Below are 21,140 nucleotides of genomic sequence, written 5' to 3' on the forward strand. Positions count from 1 at the left end.
CCTTTTTTTATCTGTACTATACTATACTATACTATAGATTGTGCAATAGTAAAAAAAATAATATCAACACCCAAATAAATTTTAACTTTCTCATAGTGATAGGACTTACAAGGTTATTAATGCAATTGTAGATTAACTTTTTCTCAGAAATTTGGTGAGGTTTCTTTGATTGTTTGAATAATATCCTATTTTTGTTCGATAGAACAGAGTAGAACAGATGCTTCCTGCTTTCGTTCGATTATGAGCGAATGAATCCGCTATGCCACTGTCTAAATGCAAAGACGATGAGAGGCGGATTTCATTAAAAGGCTGAATAAACTGTTCTGATGAATATTGAAATTAGTTGAAATGATGCAAAAAAAACGTATGAGATTACCCTTATTGCTGAACCTGGTTGCTTGCTGTTTTTTTTCCAGTACTGTTTTTCCGCAGACGAAAACGATTCCATTGGAAACCAAGCGCCATGCATTAGTGCTCCGAGTCAGCGACCAAAAGGATGTGCACATTTGTTATCTAGGTAAGCGGTTACATCAAATCGGTGAGTATGAAACTATCCAAGATGTATATAAGCAGGCTACGGACTATACTGGTCTGTTGAACTCGGCCTATACACCATCCGGATCTCGTAATCTGGCCGAACCGGCCATTTCTGTTACGCATGCAGACGGTAACCAATCTTTGGATCTCCGGTATGTGAGCCATGAAACGCAACAACTTGCGGATGGAATTTCCCTGCTTGAAATTACATTAAAAGATCCCGTTTATCCCTTCGAAGTGCGCTTGTTTTACAAAGCGTATTTCGACGATGACGTTGTGGAACAATGGAGCCAGATCAAGCATCAAGAACGAGGAACCGTTACCTTGCATAAATTTGCTTCAGCAAATCTTCATTTGAAAGCAAATGCCTATTGGCTCCGGCAATATTACGGCGATTGGGCCCGGGAAATGCAGCCGGAAGAGGAAAGGCTAACACATGGAATCAAGGTATTGGATTCAAAACTGGGGACGCGTGCCCACTTGTTTCAACCGCCCGTTTTCATGGTCTCGTTGGACAGACCTGCTACAGAACGCGAGGGTGAAGTGCTGCTTGGTTCCCTGCAATGGAGTGGTAATTTCCGTACCGATCTCGAATTGGACCCACAAAATAACCTGCGGATCATTTCAGGTGTTAACAACTACGCTTCCGATTATTCTATTGAAAAAGGAGAGGTCTTCACTACGCCTATATTTATGTATACGTTTTCCGCGCAGGGTAAGGGGCTTGCCAGCCGGAACTTGCATAACTGGGCGCGTAATCATAAATTGCTTGATGGCAATGGTCAACGGCTTACCCTGCTGAATAACTGGGAAGCCACTTATTTCGATTTCAATGAAGAAAAACTGAAAGATTTGTTGAAGGACACCAAAAAGCTGGGCGTAGATCTGTTTCTGCTGGATGATGGTTGGTTCGCTAATAAATATCCGCGCAATGGCGATACAGCGGGCCTGGGCGATTGGGAAGAAAACCGATCGAAACTGCCCAATGGTATCAGTACACTAGTCAAAGAGGCTTCCGCTAATGGAGTGAAATTTGGTATCTGGATTGAACCTGAAATGGTTAACCCCAAAAGTGAACTTTATGAGACGCACCCCGACTGGGTCATCAAGCAACCCAATCGCGATGAATATTATTTCCGCAACCAATTGGTGCTGGACCTGAGCAACCCCCAGGTGCAGGATTTCGTGTTCGGCGTGGTCGATGACCTGTTTACCAAAAATCCGGATTTAGCTTATATCAAATGGGATTGCAACGCGGTTATTTACAATGCCTATTCAGCGCATTTGAATAATCAGTCGCACTTGTACATCGAATACGTTCGCGGATTGTACAAGGTACTGGAACGGGTGCGTTCCAAGTACCCTACGGTACCTATGATGCTCTGTTCCGGGGGCGGTGGCCGTGTAGACTATGCTGCATTGCAATATTTCACCGAATATTGGCCCAGTGACAATACAGACCCGATGGAGCGGATTTTCATCCAATGGGAAAACTCCTACTTCTATCCAGCAATTGCCAGCGCAAACCACGTAACTGATTGGGGAAAGCAACCCATTAAGTTCCGAACCGACGTAGCCATGATGGGTAAGCTGGGATTTGATATTGTGGTTGATCACCTCAATGACAATGATCTAAAATTTTGCCAGAATGCCGTGCAGACCTATAACGGCATTAAGGAAATCATCTGGCATGGCGATCAATATCGGCTGACCCATCCCCGTGAAAACAGTGTGGCCAGTATGCTCTTTGTAGACAAGGCAAAAGATAATGGGGTGATGTTCGCTTACCTGGTAAATAACCGGTATGATGAAGGAAGCCACCTGCCGATAAGGTTGGAAGGTTTGGATCCCGAACGCCGGTACCGCATATCCGAAATTAACCTGTATCCGGGCACGTCATCACCGATAGCCCATGAACAGGTGTATTCGGGAGATTTTCTGATGAAAATCGGATTCAATCCGCAGGTAAGGAAAGGCAGAGAGAGTGTCATTCTTCAAATGGAAGCGGAATAGCATGAAAAATGCCTATTTATTCAGTAATACCAGATCCCTGCGTATCACGCATGCTTTTACATCGCAGTTCAGCGATGGTTACGATGATTCCAAAATCGGGCAGCATATTGTGGTAGATTTTAATGGGGAAGGTACCTATATTTACCGCATTACAAAAGAAAAATAACAGAGTATATGGGGATAAATCAGGTCGATCCGATTGTTTTTGTCATTCAAAAAGTCCGTGCGCTGGAAAATTTACAATCGCTCTCAAAGCATGAGCAGCTGGTACAGGGGGTACTGGATGCCATCGATGAGGGCGGGCTGCGCATGAATGCTGCACTGCCATCTGTCAATACGATGATCAGCGAATTGGGATACGCGCGGGAAACCATTGTGAAAGCTTACAAAGAGTTAATGGAACGTGGCGTAATCGCCTCGAAAAACCGAAAAGGTTATTTTGTGATCAGTGGCAACATACGCCAGCAGCAAAAGATTGCGTTGCTGATGTATGCCTTCGATACCTTTCAGGAAACACTTTACAATAACTTGAAGGCCCACATCGATAGGGATGTCCAGATAGACCTGTATTTCCATCATAACAATCCGGACGTATTTGAGGCTATCTTCAATCGGATTGTTGGCCACTATGGATTGTATATCGTAGCGCCGATCGCCACAAAGCGGATACAGGAATTGTTAACGACCATACCTCCGTTCAAATTATTGGTCATTGATCGCCAATTGTCGCTGGGCAATGATTATTCCTATATTACGCAGGAATTCCGGACCTCGTCCTACCAGATGTTTCAGAAACTGACGGCAAAGCTCGCTGTCTACGACGAGATCATCTTTTTTTTCAGAAAAAATACGGCAGAACCTCCTGAAATTCTCCAGTCGTTCCGTAAATTCTTGAAGGAGACGGGCTTAAAAGGTACGGTGAAAAAGCAATATGAAAGCGGCAGTATTGAGCGGAATAAAGTATATTTTACCATCCACAATCCCGAGCTTTATGCCATCCTGAAAGACGTGATGGACAAAAAGTGGAAGCTGGGGAAGGACTTGGCTGTGCTGGCACATAACGACGATGTGGTGAAGGAAATTATTGCCGGGGGCATCACTACATTCTCAGCAGATTTTGCAGAGATGGGCCGGCTGGCAGCCGATTATGTCCGTACCCGCGAAAAAATCCAACGGGTCGTGCCCACGGAACTGTATATTCGTAAGTCCCTTTGATTGAATGCGACAATTGCCATAAGTTTTGCGGTCTGTACGGTGCTGGTTGCGGTTGTTTCCTGGTACAAGACGCGCTCAATCAATCTAAAATCCGTCTCGGGCCTGTTTCTTGCGGGCAAAAACAACAGTTATCTGGTTGTTGCAGGCTCCCTTTTGCTTACCAACCTCAGTGCCAATCAATTTATTGGCGAGAACGAGTCCGTTTATATCAATAATTTATCCGTAATGGCTTGGGGAGTCACCTCGGTAGTGGCCATGCTGTTGGTGTCCGAGTTGTTATTGCCCATATACTTTAAGGGGGGAATGGCTACGACCCCTGATTTCCTGGCCGATCGGTACGATGAGGGCACGAAGCGATTGGTGTCGATCATCTTTTTGCTCAGCTATGTGGTTAATTTGCTGCCGCCGGTACTGTACGGTGGTGCTGTCGCCATGACCGGAATGTTCGACTTACCCACGTGGTTGGGCGTATCTTATTGGCAAAGTATCTGGATTATGGTTTGGGTACTGGGCTTGGTGGGAAGTTTCTATACCATTATTGGGGGGTTGAAGGCCATCACCATTTCGGACACGGTGTTGGGCGGTGGACTGCTTATTATCGGTGTCTGTCTGCCTTGGTTTGCGTTAAGAGCTTTGGGTGAGGGGAATGTCGTTTCGGGGGTAACTCAATTGCTGACCAAACATACGTCACATTTAAATGCCATTGGCTCGCAATCGGACGCGGTACCTTTCACTACGTTGTTTACAGGCATGCTGCTGGTTAATATATATTACTGGGGAATGGAACAGTATATCGTTCAACAGGTGTTGGTTGCGAAAAATCTTGCACATGCCCAGAAGGGTATGGCGTTGGCTGCCGCTGGAAAGCTCGTGACGCCGGTACTGATTAATCTGCCGGGCCTGATTGCGGTGCACCTATATCCCGGGATTGCCAATACGGCATCGGTATTTCCCATGCTCGCCGCTAACACCCTCCCCAGCGCATTGCTGGGTATGACCGCTGCCCTGGTTTTCGGGGCAGCCATGACTACCTACAATGCCGGTCTCCATGGCAGCAGTACTTTGTTTGTACTTAATATTTATAAGCCTTATCGCCAAAAGCGGGGCGACAGGCCCACCGATGCTGAGCTTGTCCGCGTCGGAAAGCGATTCGAAATCGCTATTTCACTGCTTGCAATGATAACAGCGCCGTTTATCCTGTTTGCACACAGTGGTTTCTATACGTATCTGCAAAAAGTGGCCGGATTATTTTCGATTCCGATTTTTACCATAGTTGTGGTGGGATTACTTACCCGGAGGGTACCCCCTTTGGCAGCCAAGATAGGCCTGTTATTTTTCATGGCAGGTTATTTAACCTGTGAATACATCGTTAATGTGGAGCTTCATTTCCTTCATGTGCTGGCGATCCTGTTTGGGGTGACGTCGTTATTGATGTTAACCATTGGTAAGCTATGGCCCATGCAACGACGGGAACCGTCCCTGCCTGATCTGCAGATTACGCTTACGCCTTGGAAGCAACGTCACTGGGTTTCGGTGTTATTGGTGTTGACCATGCTAGGTCTTTACGTTTTTTTTTCCAGATGGGGCGTGGTTAAGGGATGAATTGAATGATGAATCCTCCTTTAGGAGCTAGGCGATGTGACCAATCAGCAACTATCGGATACGTCTGTATATTGAATTCCATCAATGGATCTGCTCCTTCCGTAATTACTCTTAATTTCGAAAACCCCTTTCCGTATTTAGCAAGATCCAGTTCAAGGGGGAGCTCATGTTTAGTGCCGTTTATACCCACGATATAGGAAAGCGAGTCTTTTTGGCGGGAGAGAACAATTAATTTGCCGGGTTCGGCCATGACACTTTCCGTGTGGTCCCAAGTGGCGGGCATATCGGTTAGTAAATCTTTGACCTCTACGGGAAGCGAATCAAAGACCTCTTTTGAATCGGCAAAATGGATAATTCCGGATGTATAGGTCATGGCAGTGGCAAGTTCATGGACGGCTGTGTTTACACGGGGATATTTCCTCATCGTCAGCGCAAACGGAGTATAGTCCGCGGGGCCTGCCACGTTCCTGGTGAAAGGCAACACTGTATTCTGTTCTGCCGCTTTATCAGGGAATCTCGGTTCGTAGAAATAACTTTCCGTTCCCAATATTGCTTCTGCTGTTACGAAGTTTGGCCAGGTTCTGTGCCAGCCTCTCGGTACGGTAGAGCCATGGAGATTTACTAGCAGATGTTCGTTGGCAGCATCTTCAAAAACCGAGTGCAACGCAGCCATTACTTCTTGTCGGTCTGAGCACCAAAAATCGATTTTAACGCCTTTGACGCCCATATCGGCCAGTTCTTTGAATCGTTTCTTCCGTTCTTCCGAATCGAAGTAGTTTGCCGAATAGCCCCAAACCATTGGTTTAATTCCTTTAGCGACGGCATGGTCAATAATCTTTCCTTCGCGGTTCGCTTTTTCCCAGCCCGCATCAAAAAGCGTGTATTCAAAGCCGAATGACGCGGCAAGATCCGAAAACTCATTGTAAATTTCAGGTGAATGATCATCCGGATGCGACCACCAGGACCACGAGGCGCTTCCCGGTTCGATCCAGGAAGTATCTTCGATTTTAGAAGCGGGGGCCAAGTCAGTGACCAGGGTTGACAGCAATATGTCCCCGGCTTGATCCCCAATGATTATGACCCGCCATGGCATCACCCAGGGAAGATTTGATGCGGGATAAGCATTTTCTTTCTCGGCAAGTGGCAGCGTGTACTTCTCGTCTGCTTTGGCAAATGCAACTTGATAAATTCCTCCCTCTGAATCCGGTTGTAAGTGACAGCCGGGGTAAGACCCATCTGTGCCGGACTCCGCAATCAGCACCCAGGCTTTGCTGTCACTTACATGAAAAAGCGCGGGCATGCACCAGCCTACGGAAGGATTTCGTGCATTGCTGATGGGGTCTCCCGAATTCACAGGAAGGTAGAAATCTTCATACCCGGGGGTATAATCGCCTGCTTTGTTATACGGCTGCAGCCAGCCTTTTGCATTTTTTCCAATATGGAATCCGGTAATTTCGTCTTTTATGACCCGCGTTTTCTTGTCGACATCTGGAAGTCGATAGCGAAAAGCGACTCCCTCATTGCCGGCAATTAAATCGAGGATAATACGTGCTCCTTGACTATTTTTTAAGGTTATACTCCTGCTTTCAAAAAGACGATCGATTTCTTTATAATTGCCTACCTTTAATTCGTATTTTTCCCTTCTTTCTTTGACGGGCGAAATTTCGGCTACCGATAGTCGCGAGGTGAAGTCGTGATCGTCACAGGTTAGTCCGAGCGGAGAGTCTGAAATGATTATTTTATCCCTACGGGTTACCTGATAATATAGTTCTCCATTCTCATTTAGAGACAACGAAATTTTATTTAAACCATCTTTCGATTTTACGGATAATGATGTGTCTGCCACGCTACAGCCGGTAACTAAAAGCGTTAGGGCGACGAATAAAATTTGCGTTTGGTAAATAGGCTTATTTTTCATTTTTTCAACTTGCTCTATGAGGTTTAAAACGAACTTCTATACTATACTATTCTATTTTATAGCGAATATACGCTTTTTATTCCGAATGCTATTTTCAGTTATGCATCTTTTCAAATAGCGCGCAGTCGCCTTACAGCCGATTACTAAACCCGTGCCCGTCAATCTTATCCTGCAACTTTAGCCAGATTATTTAATTATGTTGGCAGCGGGGTCCTGGATTAATCCGTTGTTCAATAATGATAAATGTGTTATCGCTCCTTGGTGGCTCGCGTCCTGCTGCAATACCTTTTTCAAACATTCTCTAGCTTGTTCGTAATGCGCGAGCCCAAGGTGACCGAGTCCCTGCATGAAGCGGCAATGGATTTGATTGCGTGCAGTTAAGTCTACGTCAAAGATCAGCAGATCGGGCAGTGAGACCGCGAAATAATCGATACTCACCTTGTCATGGAAATGGGTTTCCCCATAATGCAGCAGTTTTTCAAAGATGCGAGTGGCGCGATCGGCCTCACCAAGCTGCAGCCAAGCCAGACCTTGGTAGAAAATTTTGTCGGGTTGCTGATCGTTGTAGAACATGGCTGCCGCAGGCTCGTCCAGTCCGATGGTGGCTTGCCTGAAGGTGTGTATGGCATCGGGATCTCCCAACTGGGCCATAGCGCGACCTAGCCAGAAAAAGATGTCATTCTCCTGTGCGCCGTGCAGTTTGCCTTCGCCGAGGGATCGCGGATAGACACGTGCGGCATGCAAATGGTCAAGGGCGGTATGGGCATTACCGGAATGCAGTGCTTTTCTTGCGAGTGCAATCTTGCTAAATACGTATTGACCGGATGCTTTCCCTTCACCACCTTCCCAGGGATGGAATTTCCGTTGCAGCAACAGTTCCAGGGCTTTTTCCTCTCGCCCTAACGTGTTGTACAGCGATACCCATTCCAGATAAACGTCGTCCCGTTTCAGGACGGTGTCCAGACGGGCTTCTAGGAAAACCAACCGATCGGCTGGTTGCCGGTTCAATAACTTGTACAGCTGATCAAGTTCCATAAGCACCCGTGCATCGGATGGATCCATGGCAAATGCCTTTTCGTAATGGGCGAGGGCTCGGTCCGCATCCGCCCGTTTGTTAAAGTAGGCAATTCCTAGGTTGCGGAACACTGTTGGCAGAGCATCAGGAGCCCCCGCTGCTTTTTCCCATAACGAGATGGCTTCGTCATATTGCCGCTTATCATAAAAGAGATTACCAAGGTAATACGGAGCGCGTGAATCCGACTTATTGTGATCTATGGCGAAACGAAGTACCGCGATGTCGTCGAGTCGATTGGGGAAGCACAGATAGGGGCTTTCGCTGGCCGCTTGTTGTAGAAACGAATTTGCTTTCGCTTGGTTTCCCATCTGTCGCTGTATCCACGCTTGGTAATACGATACCATCGGCGTGCGTTCCGGATCGGATACCCGGTCCAAAAGTGCGTGTGCTTCGTCGTACAAGCCTGCCTGACTGTAGTCCACCGCATAAGAAATGAGGTTATTGGCTGTACCGCGTGCCCGGTTCGCCAACCGTTGTTCCTGCATTGCTGCCTGTTGGTCGTTGCCTAATGCCCGGTCTGCCAATGCCGATTCGTAGATGGCACCGAGGTTAAACCGATCGTTCCGTAGTGCCGTTTCACATATGCTGAGCGCTGCGGACGGATTTCCTGATTTCCGGTAGGCAGCTGACTGGAGCACATAAGCTTTCCCATGTGTCGCATTATGTCGCAAGGCCAAACCGGCGTGTTCCAATGCCGATTGAAAGTGACCCCGAAGCATATCAATCTGTGCTACCGAAAAATAACCGGCAGCTTTCCATGGTAGGCTCCAGGTGGCTTTGAAAAATGCTTCGTAGGCGCCATCAATATCGCCTTGATAACGTAAGCTCAATCCGAGGTTATAATAGGGCTCGCTATCGTATGGATTGGGATTTCGTTGTGTCGCGGTTTCGATGGCCCGACGGAAAAATGATTCACTTTTTTTGAATTGTCCGCGCCGTAGATGCCACACCCCCAGTGCATTGTTGTTTCGGATATCTGTTGGGTCGCGGCGCAATGCCTCTTCGTAATAGGGTACGGGACTGTAAGTGGCATGCCGATATTGTTCCAGGTGTTGCCCGGTTAGGAACAGTTGTTCCGTACTCTCCACATCGGCAGGTGCCCGCGCTGGTTTAGCAGGTTCAGGTATCTCGTTGGCCCTGTTTTTTGCAGGCTCGTACCGGAGCAACTCACGGCCAGTACCATCGGCCACTGCAACGACAAGGCCGCGCTCGTCCGGTTGCGTATCCGTGGGAATCAATTGCTCAAAGGACGACTCCGGATCCAATGCGACGGCAGCTGCAAAAAGTTGATTTCCATGGCTGGAAACGCGTACGTTCACGTGTGGTTGCGGACCGGTTACCGCCACTTTCAATAGCCATCCCTTTTCTGTTGGGTCAATTGCCAGCAAGACATCCTTGCTTGCATTCTTGATCATTCCCAATGTTCGGTACGGCATGAAGTATTGCGTAAACGACTTCTCCTCGTAAGGCATCAGCCACGAGAAATCCGGTTGGTTATCTGTATATACACCGGTCATCAATTCGATGTATGGGCCATCGTCGTCGGTGAGATTTCGGTCCCACGCTTGGCCGAAATCCCCATTGCCCCATGTCCATTGCTTTTTCCCGGGTGACACGTGATGGTTGGCCACGTGAAGCAGCCCAGCCGCTGAGTCGTGTTCATACCCACCGACAAAATCGTAATCGGATCGGATTGCCATATAGGAAGTCGGAACGGGGATGTTCTTATAGCGTGAAATATCCGTACCGGGCGCATAATTGACTTTGTAATACGTTCCGGTTGCAATGGGAAAGGTAGAGACGTCTCGTTTGCCGTGGTCGAATACCGCGTTTACGTCCGGCGGGAATACCGATTGGTAGTGGTCATTGACTTTCACCGCTGGATTGGCCCACCAAAGAAAAGTTTGCGGCAACGGCGAACGGTTGTATAGTTTTGCCTTGATTTCAATATAGGCCTTGTCCGGAAAAAGTGTAAACCCCGCCATACCTTTGGTGTGGAACATTTTTTCCACTTCGTTTACCCATACGGTCTTACTACCGTCGGCATGTTCCTCCAAATCGAAATCAATCGGTTCAAAGGTGCTCGGGCGGTGATGCTGCGGCCAATTAAACTCGATGCCTCCTGATATCCAGGGACCAGTAAGCCCTACCAAAGCGGGTTTGATCACCTGATTATAATATACGAAATGCCGTTTGCCGATTTTATCGTAAGCTAGCTGGATCCGTCCTCCCAATTCGGGTAAAATCAGGACCTTGAGATAACGATTTTCGAGAAAAAGCCCGATATAACGCTTTTCGGTCTTCTCATCGGCTACTTTTTCAATAACCGGATTGGGATATACCACGCCGCTACTGCCCTGATACACCCGTTTTTCGAAAAACATGGGGTTTTGATCCGGTTTGCCCACACCATAGGTCGGGATGATCACTTCTTCCTGCCAAATGTTTACTATATCCATTCCTGCTATTCTTTTATCGATTCCTATTCGTTTATATTTCATTTACCTCTCAATGCCCTGTCAAGGTCGCTTCCAATTCTTCCAATGTTTTGCCTTTAGTTTCTTTTATACGGTGCCTGACAAACCAGAAGCCGAGGAAACAAATAAGGGCGTAAAAATAAAATGGGCCAAACGTGCCAAGTTTGCTGGCCAGAATCGGGAACGTGAATACAAGGATGAAGTAACCGACCCAAAGCGCAACAATGGCGACTGACGATGCCGTCCCGCGAATCTTGTTGGGAAAAATTTCGGCAATAAGTACCCAAACGACCGGGGCAAGCGTGGTGGCGTAAATGGCAATCGCCAACAACACAAACGTGGATATCAAGAGTGTCGCCGCTTGTCCCTGCAACAACAGTGCGAGAACGACATAGGCGACGCTGAGGCCCAGCGATCCAACGAGCATAAGCGGCCGGCGGCCCAGTTTATCCACTTGCCACATGGCTACCAGTGTAAACAGCAGGTTGACCACACCGATTGCGACGGTTTCAAGAAGCTGCCTGTCCAAATCAGCGCCCACCGACTCAAAAATGGTCGATGCGTAGTTGAATACCACATTGATACCGCATAATTGTTGAAACAAGGCCAGGGTAATGCCGACGATCACCGCAGGTCGGACGCTTTTTTCGAATACCGCCCGAAAAGATTGTTTAGCGATGCCTTGTAGCGATTTGTGGATGCCTGATAGCGTTGACTTGGCATAGTCCGGCGAGCCCAATTTACGCAATACCTTAGTGGCTTGCTCCGTTTTCCCGGCTTTGGCCAGCCAACGTGGGCTTTCAGGAAGCCATAGTACCCCCAGGAAAAACAGCACGGAGGGTACGGCACCCAGTCCGAACATCCAACGCCACGATTCACTGCCGCCATCGGCCAACAGGTAATTGACAAGATTGGTTACTAAAATTCCGATTACAACGGTCAGTTGATTGATAGCTACGTTCCGTCCACGTACTTGCGCAGGCGAAATTTCGGCGATGTACATCGGACTCAATAAAGAAGCCATCCCCACGCCAATACCAGCAGCAAACCGCATGGCAATAAATAGGGTAAGATTTGTCGAAAAGGCCATTCCGAGAGAAGATGCCGCAAAGATGGCGGCCGCAAGTATAAGTCCCGGCTTGCGCCCATATTGATCTGCGATCCGTCCCGCTGTCAGGCACCCAACGATACATCCCAGTGCCAGGGAACCTGTCAGAAAACCTTCCCACCAGGCATCTAACGCAAATTCCTGCCGTAGAAAAGGCAAGGCACCGGCGATGACAGCAAAATCAAAGCCAAATAGGTATCCTCCTAATGCCGAGATCAACGATATGCCGATGATGTATCCATTGTTGAAAGTGAATTTATTTTCCATTTTGCAAATCGGCTATTCAGGTAACACTAAATTTATATAGAATCTGTTCGTTATAAACGGCTCCGATGTCCAGTACGGTCGAAGGAAAATTTGGGTGATTCGGACTATCAGGGAAATACTGGCATTCAAGGCATACCCCATCAAAAGGGCGATACGGGATACCGGCGTATCCGGGTACATTGCCCGATAAAAAGTCACCGCTATAGACGACCAGACCCGGGTAGGTGGTATACACTTCCAGTGTTCGCCCAGATTCAGTGTCGCGCAATAGCGCTGCTTTTCGCAGTCTGTTTTGCGCAGCGTCATGAAGGACATAGCAGTGGTTGAGTCCCTTTATCGCGGAAAAAGACGGATTGGAACAAGGGGTCAATACGCCGGTGGGGATGTATTCTGCAGTGGTTTCCAATACATGAGAAGCACGGACCTGTAAGCGATGATCCACGATATCCGTTTTGCTTCCGGATAGGTTAAAATAGGCATGATTGGTTACGTTGAGGATGGTCTTTTTGTCGCAGGTGGCTTCGTATTGGATCTGTAATTCATTGGCTTCACTCCAACGGTAAGCAACCGTCAACCGGAGGTTTCCAGGAAAACCGCCATCACCGTCGGTGCTCGTTAGCTGAAAAGAAACTGCGTCACCTTCGGTCTTTACGTCGAAAATGCGTTTGTGGAATCCGGCGATGCCTCCATGATTGGTGTGTGGGCCATCGTTGGGTTTCAGGTTATAACGGTGACCGTCCAGATCAAAACCGGCAAAAGCGATTCGGTTGGCATATCGGCCGATGGTGGTACCTAGGTAGCAACGATCATCGATATATCCCTTTATTTCGGGAAACCCTAATACGACATTACCCAAGTGACCATGCCGGTCGGGGACAACTATGCCAACAATCGATGCTCCGAAATTGGTTAATTCGACATATGCCCCAGTGCTATTCTTCATGCGATACCGGAAAACGTCGTGATTTTCGTGCGTACCCCAATCCTCTTTTGAAATGACGTTGGCCATTGATTAAGCTTACTTTTGGACTATTGTTTACTATTGGTTCTGACCTCTGAAGGAAATGAACAAAGCAAAAGTAAGGGGCTTCGTACGTTAATCAAATGGATGATCTTGCGAAAAACATGGATAATATTATCATCGGCTGCGTGTTGTAAATCGGCAACAATATTCCCATCTTTACAGGAGGGATAGTTAGAGGGGTGCCGTAAGGGATGATATGGACGATATTATAGACAAAATGCTGGAGAAAAAGGTAAAGGAAGGGTTTGTAGGTGAACGACGGATAGTCTTGCCGCCGAATATCAAACGTCGGGTAGTGACGAATCGGATCGCAAAGAACCTCTACCTTACGGCAATTGGCTATTATCCGCATGCGGCGTTCCACGATATGGAACGAAAAGGGGGGTGCGGGCAATATATCTTGATTTATTGTGTAGAGGGAGAGGGATACATCCTAGTGGACGGCCGGCGGTATACGTTGACGCCGAATAGTTATTTTATTATCCCCAAACATGCATCACATCATTACTATGCGTCGGCGGCCAATCCATGGAGTATTTATTGGGTGCATTTCTGCGGAGATTATGACGAGCAGCTGTACTACCGGTTTGCGACCGACGGAAATCCGGGTGTACGGTTCATTCCGTATGAAGAAAATCGTATCCGGCTTTTTGAGCAGGCTTATTATCTTTTAGAACAAAGCTATGAAACCCGCGACCTTGAGTTAATGAATTTACATTTGCTGCATTTTTTAACTTCACTGATTTACCACAAGGATCGGAATGCCGCTTTGGACAGCGAGGATAAAGTAGCCAGCTCCATTGCTTTTATGCAGAATCATTTGGATGCGCAATTCAGTATTGGCGAACTTGCCCAGCAGCAACAACTATCGGTTTCACATTACTGTCGGATCTTTAAACAACGCACGGGGCATTCTCCTATTCACTATTTCAACCAGTTGAAGATCCAGAAGTCATGCCAGCATCTTTACTTTACGGATAAAACGATAAAGGAAATCGCCATACTTCTTGGTATTGACGATTCCTTTTATTTTTCCAGGCTTTTCACGAAGTTAATGGGAATGTCGCCCTCACAATATCGAAAAATCCACAAGCTTGGAATTTTGCAGACATAGCGGCAATCATCTGACAGATTGTGCGGCCACCTTGAAATTCCCGGGTACCGCACCAAAGGAACGCATTAGCCGGTTCCACGAATTAATCTGCGCTACGGCTAACGAAAGAATGGCTATCTCTTGTCGCGTGAAATGCTTTTGCAGCTTGTCATGTAGTCCGTCGGTATGCGCCTCTGTCGGCATGTGCGTCATCGTTTCAGCAAATTCCAAAACGGCTTGTTCGGCTTCTGAATAATAGGGCGTTTCTCGCCACGCCGACACAGAAATCAATCGCAAGGGCGTTTCGCCATAATAAAGCCCCTTTTTATAGTGCATGTCCATACAGTAAGCGCAACTGTTAATTTGGGACACACGCATATATAGCAGTTCAAGCAGTTTGTGGTCCAAGCCTGAGCTTTCAATAAAATCCTGTGTTTTGCGCATGCCCTCCAGCAATCCGGCTGGATAGTCCTGATAAGTAATTCGTTCGTTCATCATTCTCGAAACCATTTTTCCTACCAGACAAACAACGCGTCAGTTTTGTGACAGCAACGCTAAATTTTTTGCAAAGAGCCCAGCTTATCGGGATTTCTCACCAGATAGACCTGTTGGAGCCTACCATCGTTCAGCGCGAAAATCTGGCAACTCCGTATGGTACCCTCGTTCCAGTACAATAAGGCCATCTGACCGCCGACGAAGGTTTGTGTGACGACGACGTCCCGGTAAAATTTCCGGTAAAGGCCCAGGAGCATGCGAGCCACCCGGTGACGGCCGATAACCGGGTGTTTACCCGCAGATGCTTTTCCTCCGCCATCTGATACGGCTACGATATCTTCCCGGAGTAATGTTTCAAGTTGCATCATGTCTCCGCTTTGTAGGATACGCCGGAAGCGATTTACGAACGCTGATTGTTCATCCTGAGAGATGGATGTTAAAGGGCTTGCCTCTAGCCGCCTTTTCGCGCGACTGAGCAGCTGCCGCGAATAGATGGGTGTGATGGCTAACAGGTCGGCGATTTCACCGTGATCATAGTCAAAGGCTTCTTTCAGGATAAAAACGGCACGTTCCTTGGCGTTCAAACGCTCCAGAATAACCAATAGTGAATACGTTATCGTTTCTTCAGAGTCAATGATTCCATCTGCCCGTTCGGTGGCGACAGGCTCTGGCAACCATTCCCCATGATAAGCAGCCCGACGCAACGCCTGCTTTTTTTTCCAATTAATTGCGAGATGCACCACCATGCGTGTTAGGTAGGCGCTTGGGTTCGCAACCGATTGTGTATCCATGGAAATCCATTTCAATAGGGCTTCCTGGACGATGTCTTCGGAATCCACGAAGGATCCCGTGACGTAGTACGCTTTCCGCAGCAAGGATGGTCGCAGGGAATCAACTCGAAATACGTTCTTCATAATACCTTGGCAACTATTTCCTCGGCAAGTGTCAGCATATCTTCTTCCTGCGGTTGGTCCCGGTTCGTCAGCAGGATCATACAGAAGCGCTTTGAGGGGATTCGATAAAGAATATTTCGAAAACTGGTACTGCTGCCGGTATGGTAAACCACCTGCTCGCCGCTGCCATTTTGTTTGAGGTGCCATCCATATCCGTATTTGACGGTGTCACCGTTGATCAGCCGGGAATAGGCAAAGGCTTCCTCAATCAGATGCGACGGTAGCATTCGGTCTGTATATAGGGCCTGATCCCATTTGGATAAATCCAGCACATTGGCGTAGATGCCACCGTCGCCCAGCACCGCACTGGTGGAGCTTTGATCGCGCCGCTCCCAGCGGTTATCCATTCTGCTATACCCGTAAGCGCGGTCGGTGACGGTGTTCTTCCCATCGATATACGCCAACGTCGCCTCCATCCCTAACGGTTCGAAAATATGTTGCCGGAGGTAAGCGTCGAACGATTGGCCGCTATATTTCTCAACCACCAGAGCAAGTAGAGCATACCCCGAATTGCTGTAACGGAATTGGCTTCCAGGCGTAAAATATCCGGAATCACATTTCATCAAAATGTCCAAAACTGCTTGGTCTCTGATTTGTGGATTAAGGGCGGTATCCGCCACATAGTCTTCGTAGTCAGGTATGCCCGAGGTGTGAGTAAGCAAGTGTCGGATAGTAATAGCCGAACCATAATCCGGAAAGCCGGAAAAGATTTCGGTAAGCGGGGTCGTTAACGACAAGTTGCCTGCGTGGATCAATTGTAAGACGCAGGTCGCGGTAAACTGTTTGGTTACCGATGCCAGACGAAAGTTGGTTTCCGGCTTGACCTGAATGCGTCGTTCAAGGTCGGCGTATCCGTAATTCCGTTGCAGCACTACGGTTCCGTCTTTGATGACGAGTAGTGCGGCGCCTGGATTTTCGCCTTGATAATCGATAAGAATGTCGTCTATTGCAGCGATATTTTGTGCGCGTGCGGTCCAGCATAGGGCATAAATCGCAAAGACAAGACACGTAATCCGAACTGAAAACATAAGTATCGGTAAAGGTAAGGATAAATCACAGAAATCTGGGTTACTGTATATTACAACACAAAAAGAAAATCGTATCTTCGTTGCGTAACACGCCTAGTTATGAAATTGAATCGGCTGCCCGGGATAATAATTGCGGTCATCATCGGCTTCTCCGTTGTTTTTTCCTTCCATGCGGTGGCCCAGCAATTGGACAGCTTGGAATCGCTACTGAAGAATACCCCTGTGGATTCTGCCTATGTTGAGAACCAACTAACGGTATCGCGGTTATATCACCGTCAAAACCAGCATGGCGACCGGTGCATGAAGCTGGCAGCCGAAGCGGTTCAGCATGCGGTCGACCTGGGGGATATTTACCTTTATGCAAAGGCATTGGACAACCTAGGCTTGCTTTATCGTTACCACCAATATTATGCCCAAGCCATTCCGCTGCATCAAAAAGCATTTGATCTGACTGAGATGCTCGACATTCCGCCGCTAAGCAAAATGATTTTTGCCAATAATACGGGAGTAGCCGCCCGACACAACGGAAATTTTGATGTTTCGGTAGCATATTATCTAAAGGCACTGTCTATCGCCGAAAAGGAGCAGGATGCTAAGAACCAGGAGATAGCGAATAATGGACTGGGCATAGCACTCATGAACATCAGGGGTCGTGAAGAGGAGGCGTTGGCTCACCTGCGGCGGGCGCTCGAAATTGCGAAGGCATCAGATAACACGTTGGGGCAGGCAATGAACTACTTATCTATCGGAAGTTATTACGATGAGATTGGTAATCATAAGGTGGCGCGCGAATACTTATTCGAACTGAAGCGACTGAATAACGAGATGGACGATAAGAATGGGATCGCTATCACGTTAGAGGCTATCGGCAACAGCTATCTGTTGGAAAATAAGGACCTCCAAACGGCGAGGGCTTATTTCGAACGGTCGTTGCAGCTGTACAAGCAATTGAATAATCCGCTTGGGCAAGCAACGGTATTGAATAGTATCGGCGACGTTTTTCGGCAGCGCGGCCAACTGAACCAAGCACTTGCTGCCTATTTCCAGGCCTATGAAGTGAGTGATGAATTGCAGCATTATTCCATGATACAGCATACCGCAACGGCGATTTCTAGCGCATATGAGCAGCAGGGAAATACCAAGCAAGCATTTGCGTACTATCGGATAGCTCAACAATATAAGGACAGTTTGGCACTGCATCAACAAGAGATAGCGATTTCAGCCCTTAAGCACCAATACGATTTTGAGAGCAAGGAGGCGCAGATCGAATTGCTCACCAAAGACAAGCAATTGGCCGATGCCAAGCTGCATCGTAGGAATCTCGTCATATTTGTGATGTGTGGTCTCTTTGCGGCAATCCTTGGTTTCGCGTTTTTTAAGATACGGATGAGGCGGCTGAAAGGCAAGGCCGATGAATTGATTAAACGGCAGAAAGATGCCCGCATGAAAGCATTATATGAAAAAAATCTGATGGAAGCGGAAATCATCGCTACCCGTATGCAGATCAATCCCCATTTTATGTTCAATTGCCTAGGTTCGATTCGATTTTTGATTGAAAGGAGTGAAAACGAAAGGGCCTTAAACTATTTGGTGAATTTCAGTGGCTTTACCCGTCGTGTTTTGGAGATTTCGCACCGGCCTGTGCATCGCGTTTCCGACGAACTGAAACTCTTGGCTCAATACCTGAAATTGGAAAAAAATCGCTTCGATGATAGCTTCAGTTATCAGATCAAAAACGAAATGGAGCAATGGGAGGAACGAGATGTTATTCCGGCGCTGCTGCTGCAACCGTTTGTGGAAAATGCAATTTGCCATGGCTTGTCTCCTTCCAACCGGAAGGAGAAATGTCTCCAAATTACAGCGAAAACGGGGGCGGCCCATATACAGTTAATGATTGAGGACAATGGAGTAGGGCTAACTGATTGCGAAACCGTGCAGACAGGGCATACAAGTATGGGGCACAAAATTACGGATAAACGGATCAACCTGTTTAACGCAAGCTATCAGGATCATATTCAGTGGCGTATCGAAAATCTCTTGGATCCCGATGGGAAGGTAGGTGGGACGCGCGTCCAGATCACCATTTTTATTGTGGACAATAAAGAGGGCGGATCCGAAGATAACGTAACGGTTAACCTCCCACTTGAACATAACTAAACTACCATTTTATACCCGACGCCGCGTACATTGATGATTTTAATATTGGGATCTTCCATGAGGTATTTCCGCAACCGGCTGATGAATACATCCAGACTGCGGCCGGTGAAAAAGCGATCGTTGTTCCAGAATTCGAAGAGGATCTCCTGCCGGTGGACGACCTGGTTGCGATGTTCGTAAAGCCGCTTAAGCAATTCGCTTTCGCGGTAAGACAATTGAATGTACCGATTACCAATGTGCAAGGTGTGTTTGATGTTATCCAGCAGGTAATTGCCGATCATTAATTGTTCGCCTGGATTATACCGATTGCTGAGTCTGAGTAACGATTCCATCCGGGCAATGAGTTCATCCATGTTAAAGGGTTTCTTCAGATAATCATTGCCGCCTGATCGGAATCCGCTAAGCACATCTTCCAAGGCTGTACGCGCCGTGAGGAAAATCAGGGGAATGGTGCGGTCGTGCTGGCGGATTTTGGATGCTAAGGTATAGCCGTCTATTTCGGGCATCATGACATCCATGACAACAATGTCTGGTTTTGAGAGCTGAAATGAATGCCATGCCTGTGCACCGTTGGTACAATGCCTAACACGGAAGTGTAGGGTCTGCAGGCTGTCCATGACAATCGTGGCTAACTTCGTCTCATCTTCTGCAAGTAGTACGTCGATCATACCTTGGCGTTCTTGGGAATGAAGAGTGTGAATACGCAGCCTTCGCCGGGCGTACTGTCGAGCGCAATGGATCCTCCGTGTTGTTGGACAACTTGTTTGACATAGGAGAGGCCTAAGCCGAATCCTTTTGCTGCGTGGACATTGCTGCGCGGGACTCGAAAGAAAGGTTCGAAAATCCGGCGGTGATAAGCACGCGGAATGCCTATTCCGTTGTCCGATACACTCAGTTGTACAAATTTGCCTGCGTTTGGCGGTTGTATTACAATGGATACCTGGGTGGCGTGATATTTTACCGCGTTATCGAGCAGGTTGGTGACTACATTTTTCATATGCTCCGGATCGCCGTAAAGGTTTTCTATAGCGTGGGCAGTAATGAAATGGAAATCCACCGGCGTAGTCCGGGCATTGATTTCTGCAGTTGCGATACATTTCTTGATGAGATCCGTAAGGTTGTAAGGTCGGCAGTGGAGTACGATGGAATGATGCTCGCCTTCTGCTATCTCAAGCACACTGTCGATCAGGGAAGAAAGGTGATCGAGCTCTTCACGTGAAATGGACAGGTAGAGATCCCGGCGTTCTTCGTCTTTGGTGTCCGCATAGCTTTGCAATGCCTGCACCGCAGCGGAAACCGTAGCAATCGGCGTTCTGAACTCATGCGTCATGTTATTTACAAATGCCTTCCGGAGCATTGCCAGCTTATTTTGTTTAAAGATGGTGTGGAAGAGGTAGATGAAACAACCGACGATGGTAGCTACCAAAGCGACGGAAATAATCAGTTGCCAGCTAAGGCTGTACAGCAGATACTGCCAAGGGTGGTTGAAAGAGGCAGAGATAAATTTGCCGTTTTCGGGGTCAATGAGTAGGGGACGAATGGAAAATCCCGTTCCCGCCATGCCGTCCAATAATCGGGCCTCGGGCGTCAGTAGGGTTACAGCTGTGTGATTGCCCGATACGGATTCATGCCGATGTGGCGGTGCTTCTATTACATTCAGCGTGAAATCCGTGCGTATATGGTTTCTTTTCAGTTCCTGCATAAACGTTTGCCGGATATTGAGCAATGCCGCGCTATCCAAGGGTGTTTGCCCGAATAAAAAACTGGGCAATAGCCGACGGGGACCATCGCTTGGAAAGGGAGAACCTGCTTGCACGCCGATCACGTCTGCACGGTGCCGTAACAAGCTATCGTGTTCATGCTGTTGCAAGCGATCTAACAGCAGATACAGGGAATCAGGATTGGTACCAGGGAACGTGGTGGTAAGGGTGGCGATTAGCTTTTTAGCGAAAGCAGGGCGGATTGCCCGCCGGACACGAAACTTAGGCTGTTCGTGCGTATCTTCCTGTTGTTGGATGGTTTCCTGGATCGCGTCAAACAGGGCTCGTTCGGCGGTAGCCAAAAACAGCTCCATCCGTTGGTTATAGCTTCCATAAAGCCATGACCCGAGCACAACAACGATCCCTATACCGGCCGCTACGATGAGGATCACTATGAGCCTAAGGCTATCTTTCATAA

Annotated in this window: 14 protein-coding genes; 5 read left to right on the plus strand and 9 right to left on the minus strand. The window is 47.7% G+C overall.

Annotated elements, in window-relative coordinates; all coding sequences use genetic code 11:
- Nucleotides 1–366: 366 nt before the first annotated feature.
- The 3 genes from ACFQRK_RS13940 (at nucleotide 367) to ACFQRK_RS13950 (ending at nucleotide 5,367) form a co-directional block, all read left to right on the plus strand.
- Nucleotides 367–2,550 (plus strand): alpha-galactosidase, encoded by a 2,184-nt coding sequence (locus ACFQRK_RS13940; RefSeq protein ID WP_379007673.1) that lies wholly within the window; start codon nucleotides 367–369, stop codon nucleotides 2,548–2,550.
- Nucleotides 2,551–2,724: 174 nt separating this feature from the next.
- Nucleotides 2,725–3,765: a GntR family transcriptional regulator gene (locus ACFQRK_RS13945; protein ID WP_379007675.1), complete on the plus strand. Its 1,041-nt coding sequence runs from the start codon at nucleotides 2,725–2,727 to the stop codon at nucleotides 3,763–3,765.
- Nucleotides 3,766–5,367 carry a solute:sodium symporter family transporter gene (locus ACFQRK_RS13950; RefSeq protein WP_379007677.1) on the plus strand — a complete coding sequence of 534 codons (1,602 nt, stop codon included), beginning with the start codon at nucleotides 3,766–3,768 and terminating at the stop codon, nucleotides 5,365–5,367. It begins immediately after the preceding gene.
- Here the strand turns inward: ACFQRK_RS13950 and ACFQRK_RS13955 are convergent.
- The 4 genes from ACFQRK_RS13955 to ACFQRK_RS13970 form a co-directional block, all read right to left on the minus strand.
- Nucleotides 5,357–7,285: a glycoside hydrolase family 97 catalytic domain-containing protein gene (locus tag ACFQRK_RS13955; protein WP_379007680.1), complete on the minus strand. Its 1,929-nt coding sequence runs from the start codon at nucleotides 7,283–7,285 to the stop codon at nucleotides 5,357–5,359. The two genes, ACFQRK_RS13950 and ACFQRK_RS13955, sit on opposite strands and share 11 nt — an antisense overlap.
- Before the next feature lie 186 nt (nucleotides 7,286–7,471).
- Nucleotides 7,472–10,819: a DUF5107 domain-containing protein gene (locus ACFQRK_RS13960; RefSeq protein ID WP_379007681.1), complete on the minus strand. Its 3,348-nt coding sequence runs from the start codon at nucleotides 10,817–10,819 to the stop codon at nucleotides 7,472–7,474.
- Between the two features lie 49 nt (nucleotides 10,820–10,868).
- Nucleotides 10,869–12,212 (minus strand): sugar porter family MFS transporter, encoded by a 1,344-nt coding sequence (locus tag ACFQRK_RS13965; protein WP_379007683.1) that lies wholly within the window; start codon nucleotides 12,210–12,212, stop codon nucleotides 10,869–10,871.
- A gap of 16 nt (nucleotides 12,213–12,228) precedes the next feature.
- The gene (locus tag ACFQRK_RS13970) at nucleotides 12,229–13,221 is read right to left on the minus strand and encodes an aldose epimerase family protein (RefSeq protein ID WP_379007685.1); all 993 of its coding nucleotides are present in this window, start codon (nucleotides 13,219–13,221) and stop codon (nucleotides 12,229–12,231) included.
- Between the two features lie 211 nt (nucleotides 13,222–13,432).
- Between ACFQRK_RS13970 and ACFQRK_RS13975 the strand changes: the two genes are divergently transcribed.
- On the plus strand, nucleotides 13,433–14,350 hold the full coding sequence (locus ACFQRK_RS13975) for an AraC family transcriptional regulator (RefSeq protein WP_379007687.1): 918 nt from the start codon (nucleotides 13,433–13,435) through the stop codon (nucleotides 14,348–14,350).
- 6 nt (nucleotides 14,351–14,356) lie between these two features.
- On the opposite strand, the gene ACFQRK_RS13980 is transcribed toward ACFQRK_RS13975, so the two are convergent.
- From ACFQRK_RS13980 to ACFQRK_RS13990, 3 genes are read right to left on the minus strand one after another with little or no spacing between them, the layout of a single operon-like run.
- Nucleotides 14,357–14,827 carry a carboxymuconolactone decarboxylase family protein gene (locus ACFQRK_RS13980; protein WP_379007688.1) on the minus strand — a complete coding sequence of 157 codons (471 nt, stop codon included), beginning with the start codon at nucleotides 14,825–14,827 and terminating at the stop codon, nucleotides 14,357–14,359.
- A gap of 56 nt (nucleotides 14,828–14,883) precedes the next feature.
- Complete coding sequence (locus tag ACFQRK_RS13985; RefSeq protein ID WP_379007689.1) at nucleotides 14,884–15,738, minus strand: sigma factor; 855 nt, start codon at nucleotides 15,736–15,738, stop codon at nucleotides 14,884–14,886.
- Entirely contained in the window at nucleotides 15,735–16,805 is a 1,071-nt protein-coding gene (locus ACFQRK_RS13990; RefSeq protein WP_379007692.1) for a serine hydrolase domain-containing protein, read from the minus strand. Before ACFQRK_RS13990 ends, ACFQRK_RS13985 begins: the two co-directional genes overlap by 4 nt.
- A 99-nt stretch (nucleotides 16,806–16,904) precedes the next feature.
- Between ACFQRK_RS13990 and ACFQRK_RS13995 the strand changes: the two genes are divergently transcribed.
- Nucleotides 16,905–18,962, plus strand: coding sequence for a tetratricopeptide repeat protein (locus tag ACFQRK_RS13995; protein ID WP_379007694.1), 2,058 nt, complete (start codon nucleotides 16,905–16,907; stop codon nucleotides 18,960–18,962).
- On the opposite strand, the gene ACFQRK_RS14000 is transcribed toward ACFQRK_RS13995, so the two are convergent.
- Both ACFQRK_RS14000 and ACFQRK_RS14005 read right to left on the minus strand, forming a co-directional pair.
- Nucleotides 18,959–19,630 carry a response regulator transcription factor gene (locus ACFQRK_RS14000; RefSeq protein WP_379007695.1) on the minus strand — a complete coding sequence of 224 codons (672 nt, stop codon included), beginning with the start codon at nucleotides 19,628–19,630 and terminating at the stop codon, nucleotides 18,959–18,961. The genes ACFQRK_RS13995 and ACFQRK_RS14000 overlap by 4 nt on opposite strands.
- Nucleotides 19,627–21,138: a sensor histidine kinase gene (locus ACFQRK_RS14005; RefSeq protein WP_379007698.1), complete on the minus strand. Its 1,512-nt coding sequence runs from the start codon at nucleotides 21,136–21,138 to the stop codon at nucleotides 19,627–19,629. The genes ACFQRK_RS14000 and ACFQRK_RS14005 overlap by 4 nt, the downstream gene beginning before the upstream one ends.
- Between the last annotated feature and the right edge of the window lie 2 nt (nucleotides 21,139–21,140).

This window comes from Parapedobacter sp. GCM10030251 (assembly GCF_042666505.1).
Lineage (GTDB): Bacteria > Bacteroidota > Bacteroidia > Sphingobacteriales > Sphingobacteriaceae > Parapedobacter.

Excerpts from the sequence above, each read along its gene's own strand:
- ACFQRK_RS14005 (WP_379007698.1), bottom strand. The coding sequence starts at position 21,138 with ATGAAAGATAGCCTTAGGCTCATAGTGATCCTCATCGTAGCGGCCGGT.
- ACFQRK_RS13995 (WP_379007694.1), top strand. The coding sequence starts at position 16,905 with ATGAAATTGAATCGGCTGCCCGGGATAATAATTGCGGTCATCATCGGC.
- ACFQRK_RS13990 (WP_379007692.1), bottom strand. The coding sequence starts at position 16,805 with ATGTTTTCAGTTCGGATTACGTGTCTTGTCTTTGCGATTTATGCCCTA.
- ACFQRK_RS13955 (WP_379007680.1), bottom strand. The coding sequence starts at position 7,285 with ATGAAAAATAAGCCTATTTACCAAACGCAAATTTTATTCGTCGCCCTA.
- ACFQRK_RS13980 (WP_379007688.1), bottom strand. The coding sequence starts at position 14,827 with ATGATGAACGAACGAATTACTTATCAGGACTATCCAGCCGGATTGCTG.
- ACFQRK_RS13970 (WP_379007685.1), bottom strand. The coding sequence starts at position 13,221 with ATGGCCAACGTCATTTCAAAAGAGGATTGGGGTACGCACGAAAATCAC.
- ACFQRK_RS13960 (WP_379007681.1), bottom strand. The coding sequence starts at position 10,819 with ATGGATATAGTAAACATTTGGCAGGAAGAAGTGATCATCCCGACCTAT.
- ACFQRK_RS13975 (WP_379007687.1), top strand. The coding sequence starts at position 13,433 with ATGGACGATATTATAGACAAAATGCTGGAGAAAAAGGTAAAGGAAGGG.
- ACFQRK_RS13985 (WP_379007689.1), bottom strand. The coding sequence starts at position 15,738 with ATGAAGAACGTATTTCGAGTTGATTCCCTGCGACCATCCTTGCTGCGG.
- ACFQRK_RS13965 (WP_379007683.1), bottom strand. The coding sequence starts at position 12,212 with ATGGAAAATAAATTCACTTTCAACAATGGATACATCATCGGCATATCG.
- ACFQRK_RS13940 (WP_379007673.1), top strand. The coding sequence starts at position 367 with ATGAGATTACCCTTATTGCTGAACCTGGTTGCTTGCTGTTTTTTTTCC.
- ACFQRK_RS14000 (WP_379007695.1), bottom strand. The coding sequence starts at position 19,630 with ATGATCGACGTACTACTTGCAGAAGATGAGACGAAGTTAGCCACGATT.
- ACFQRK_RS13945 (WP_379007675.1), top strand. The coding sequence starts at position 2,725 with ATGGGGATAAATCAGGTCGATCCGATTGTTTTTGTCATTCAAAAAGTC.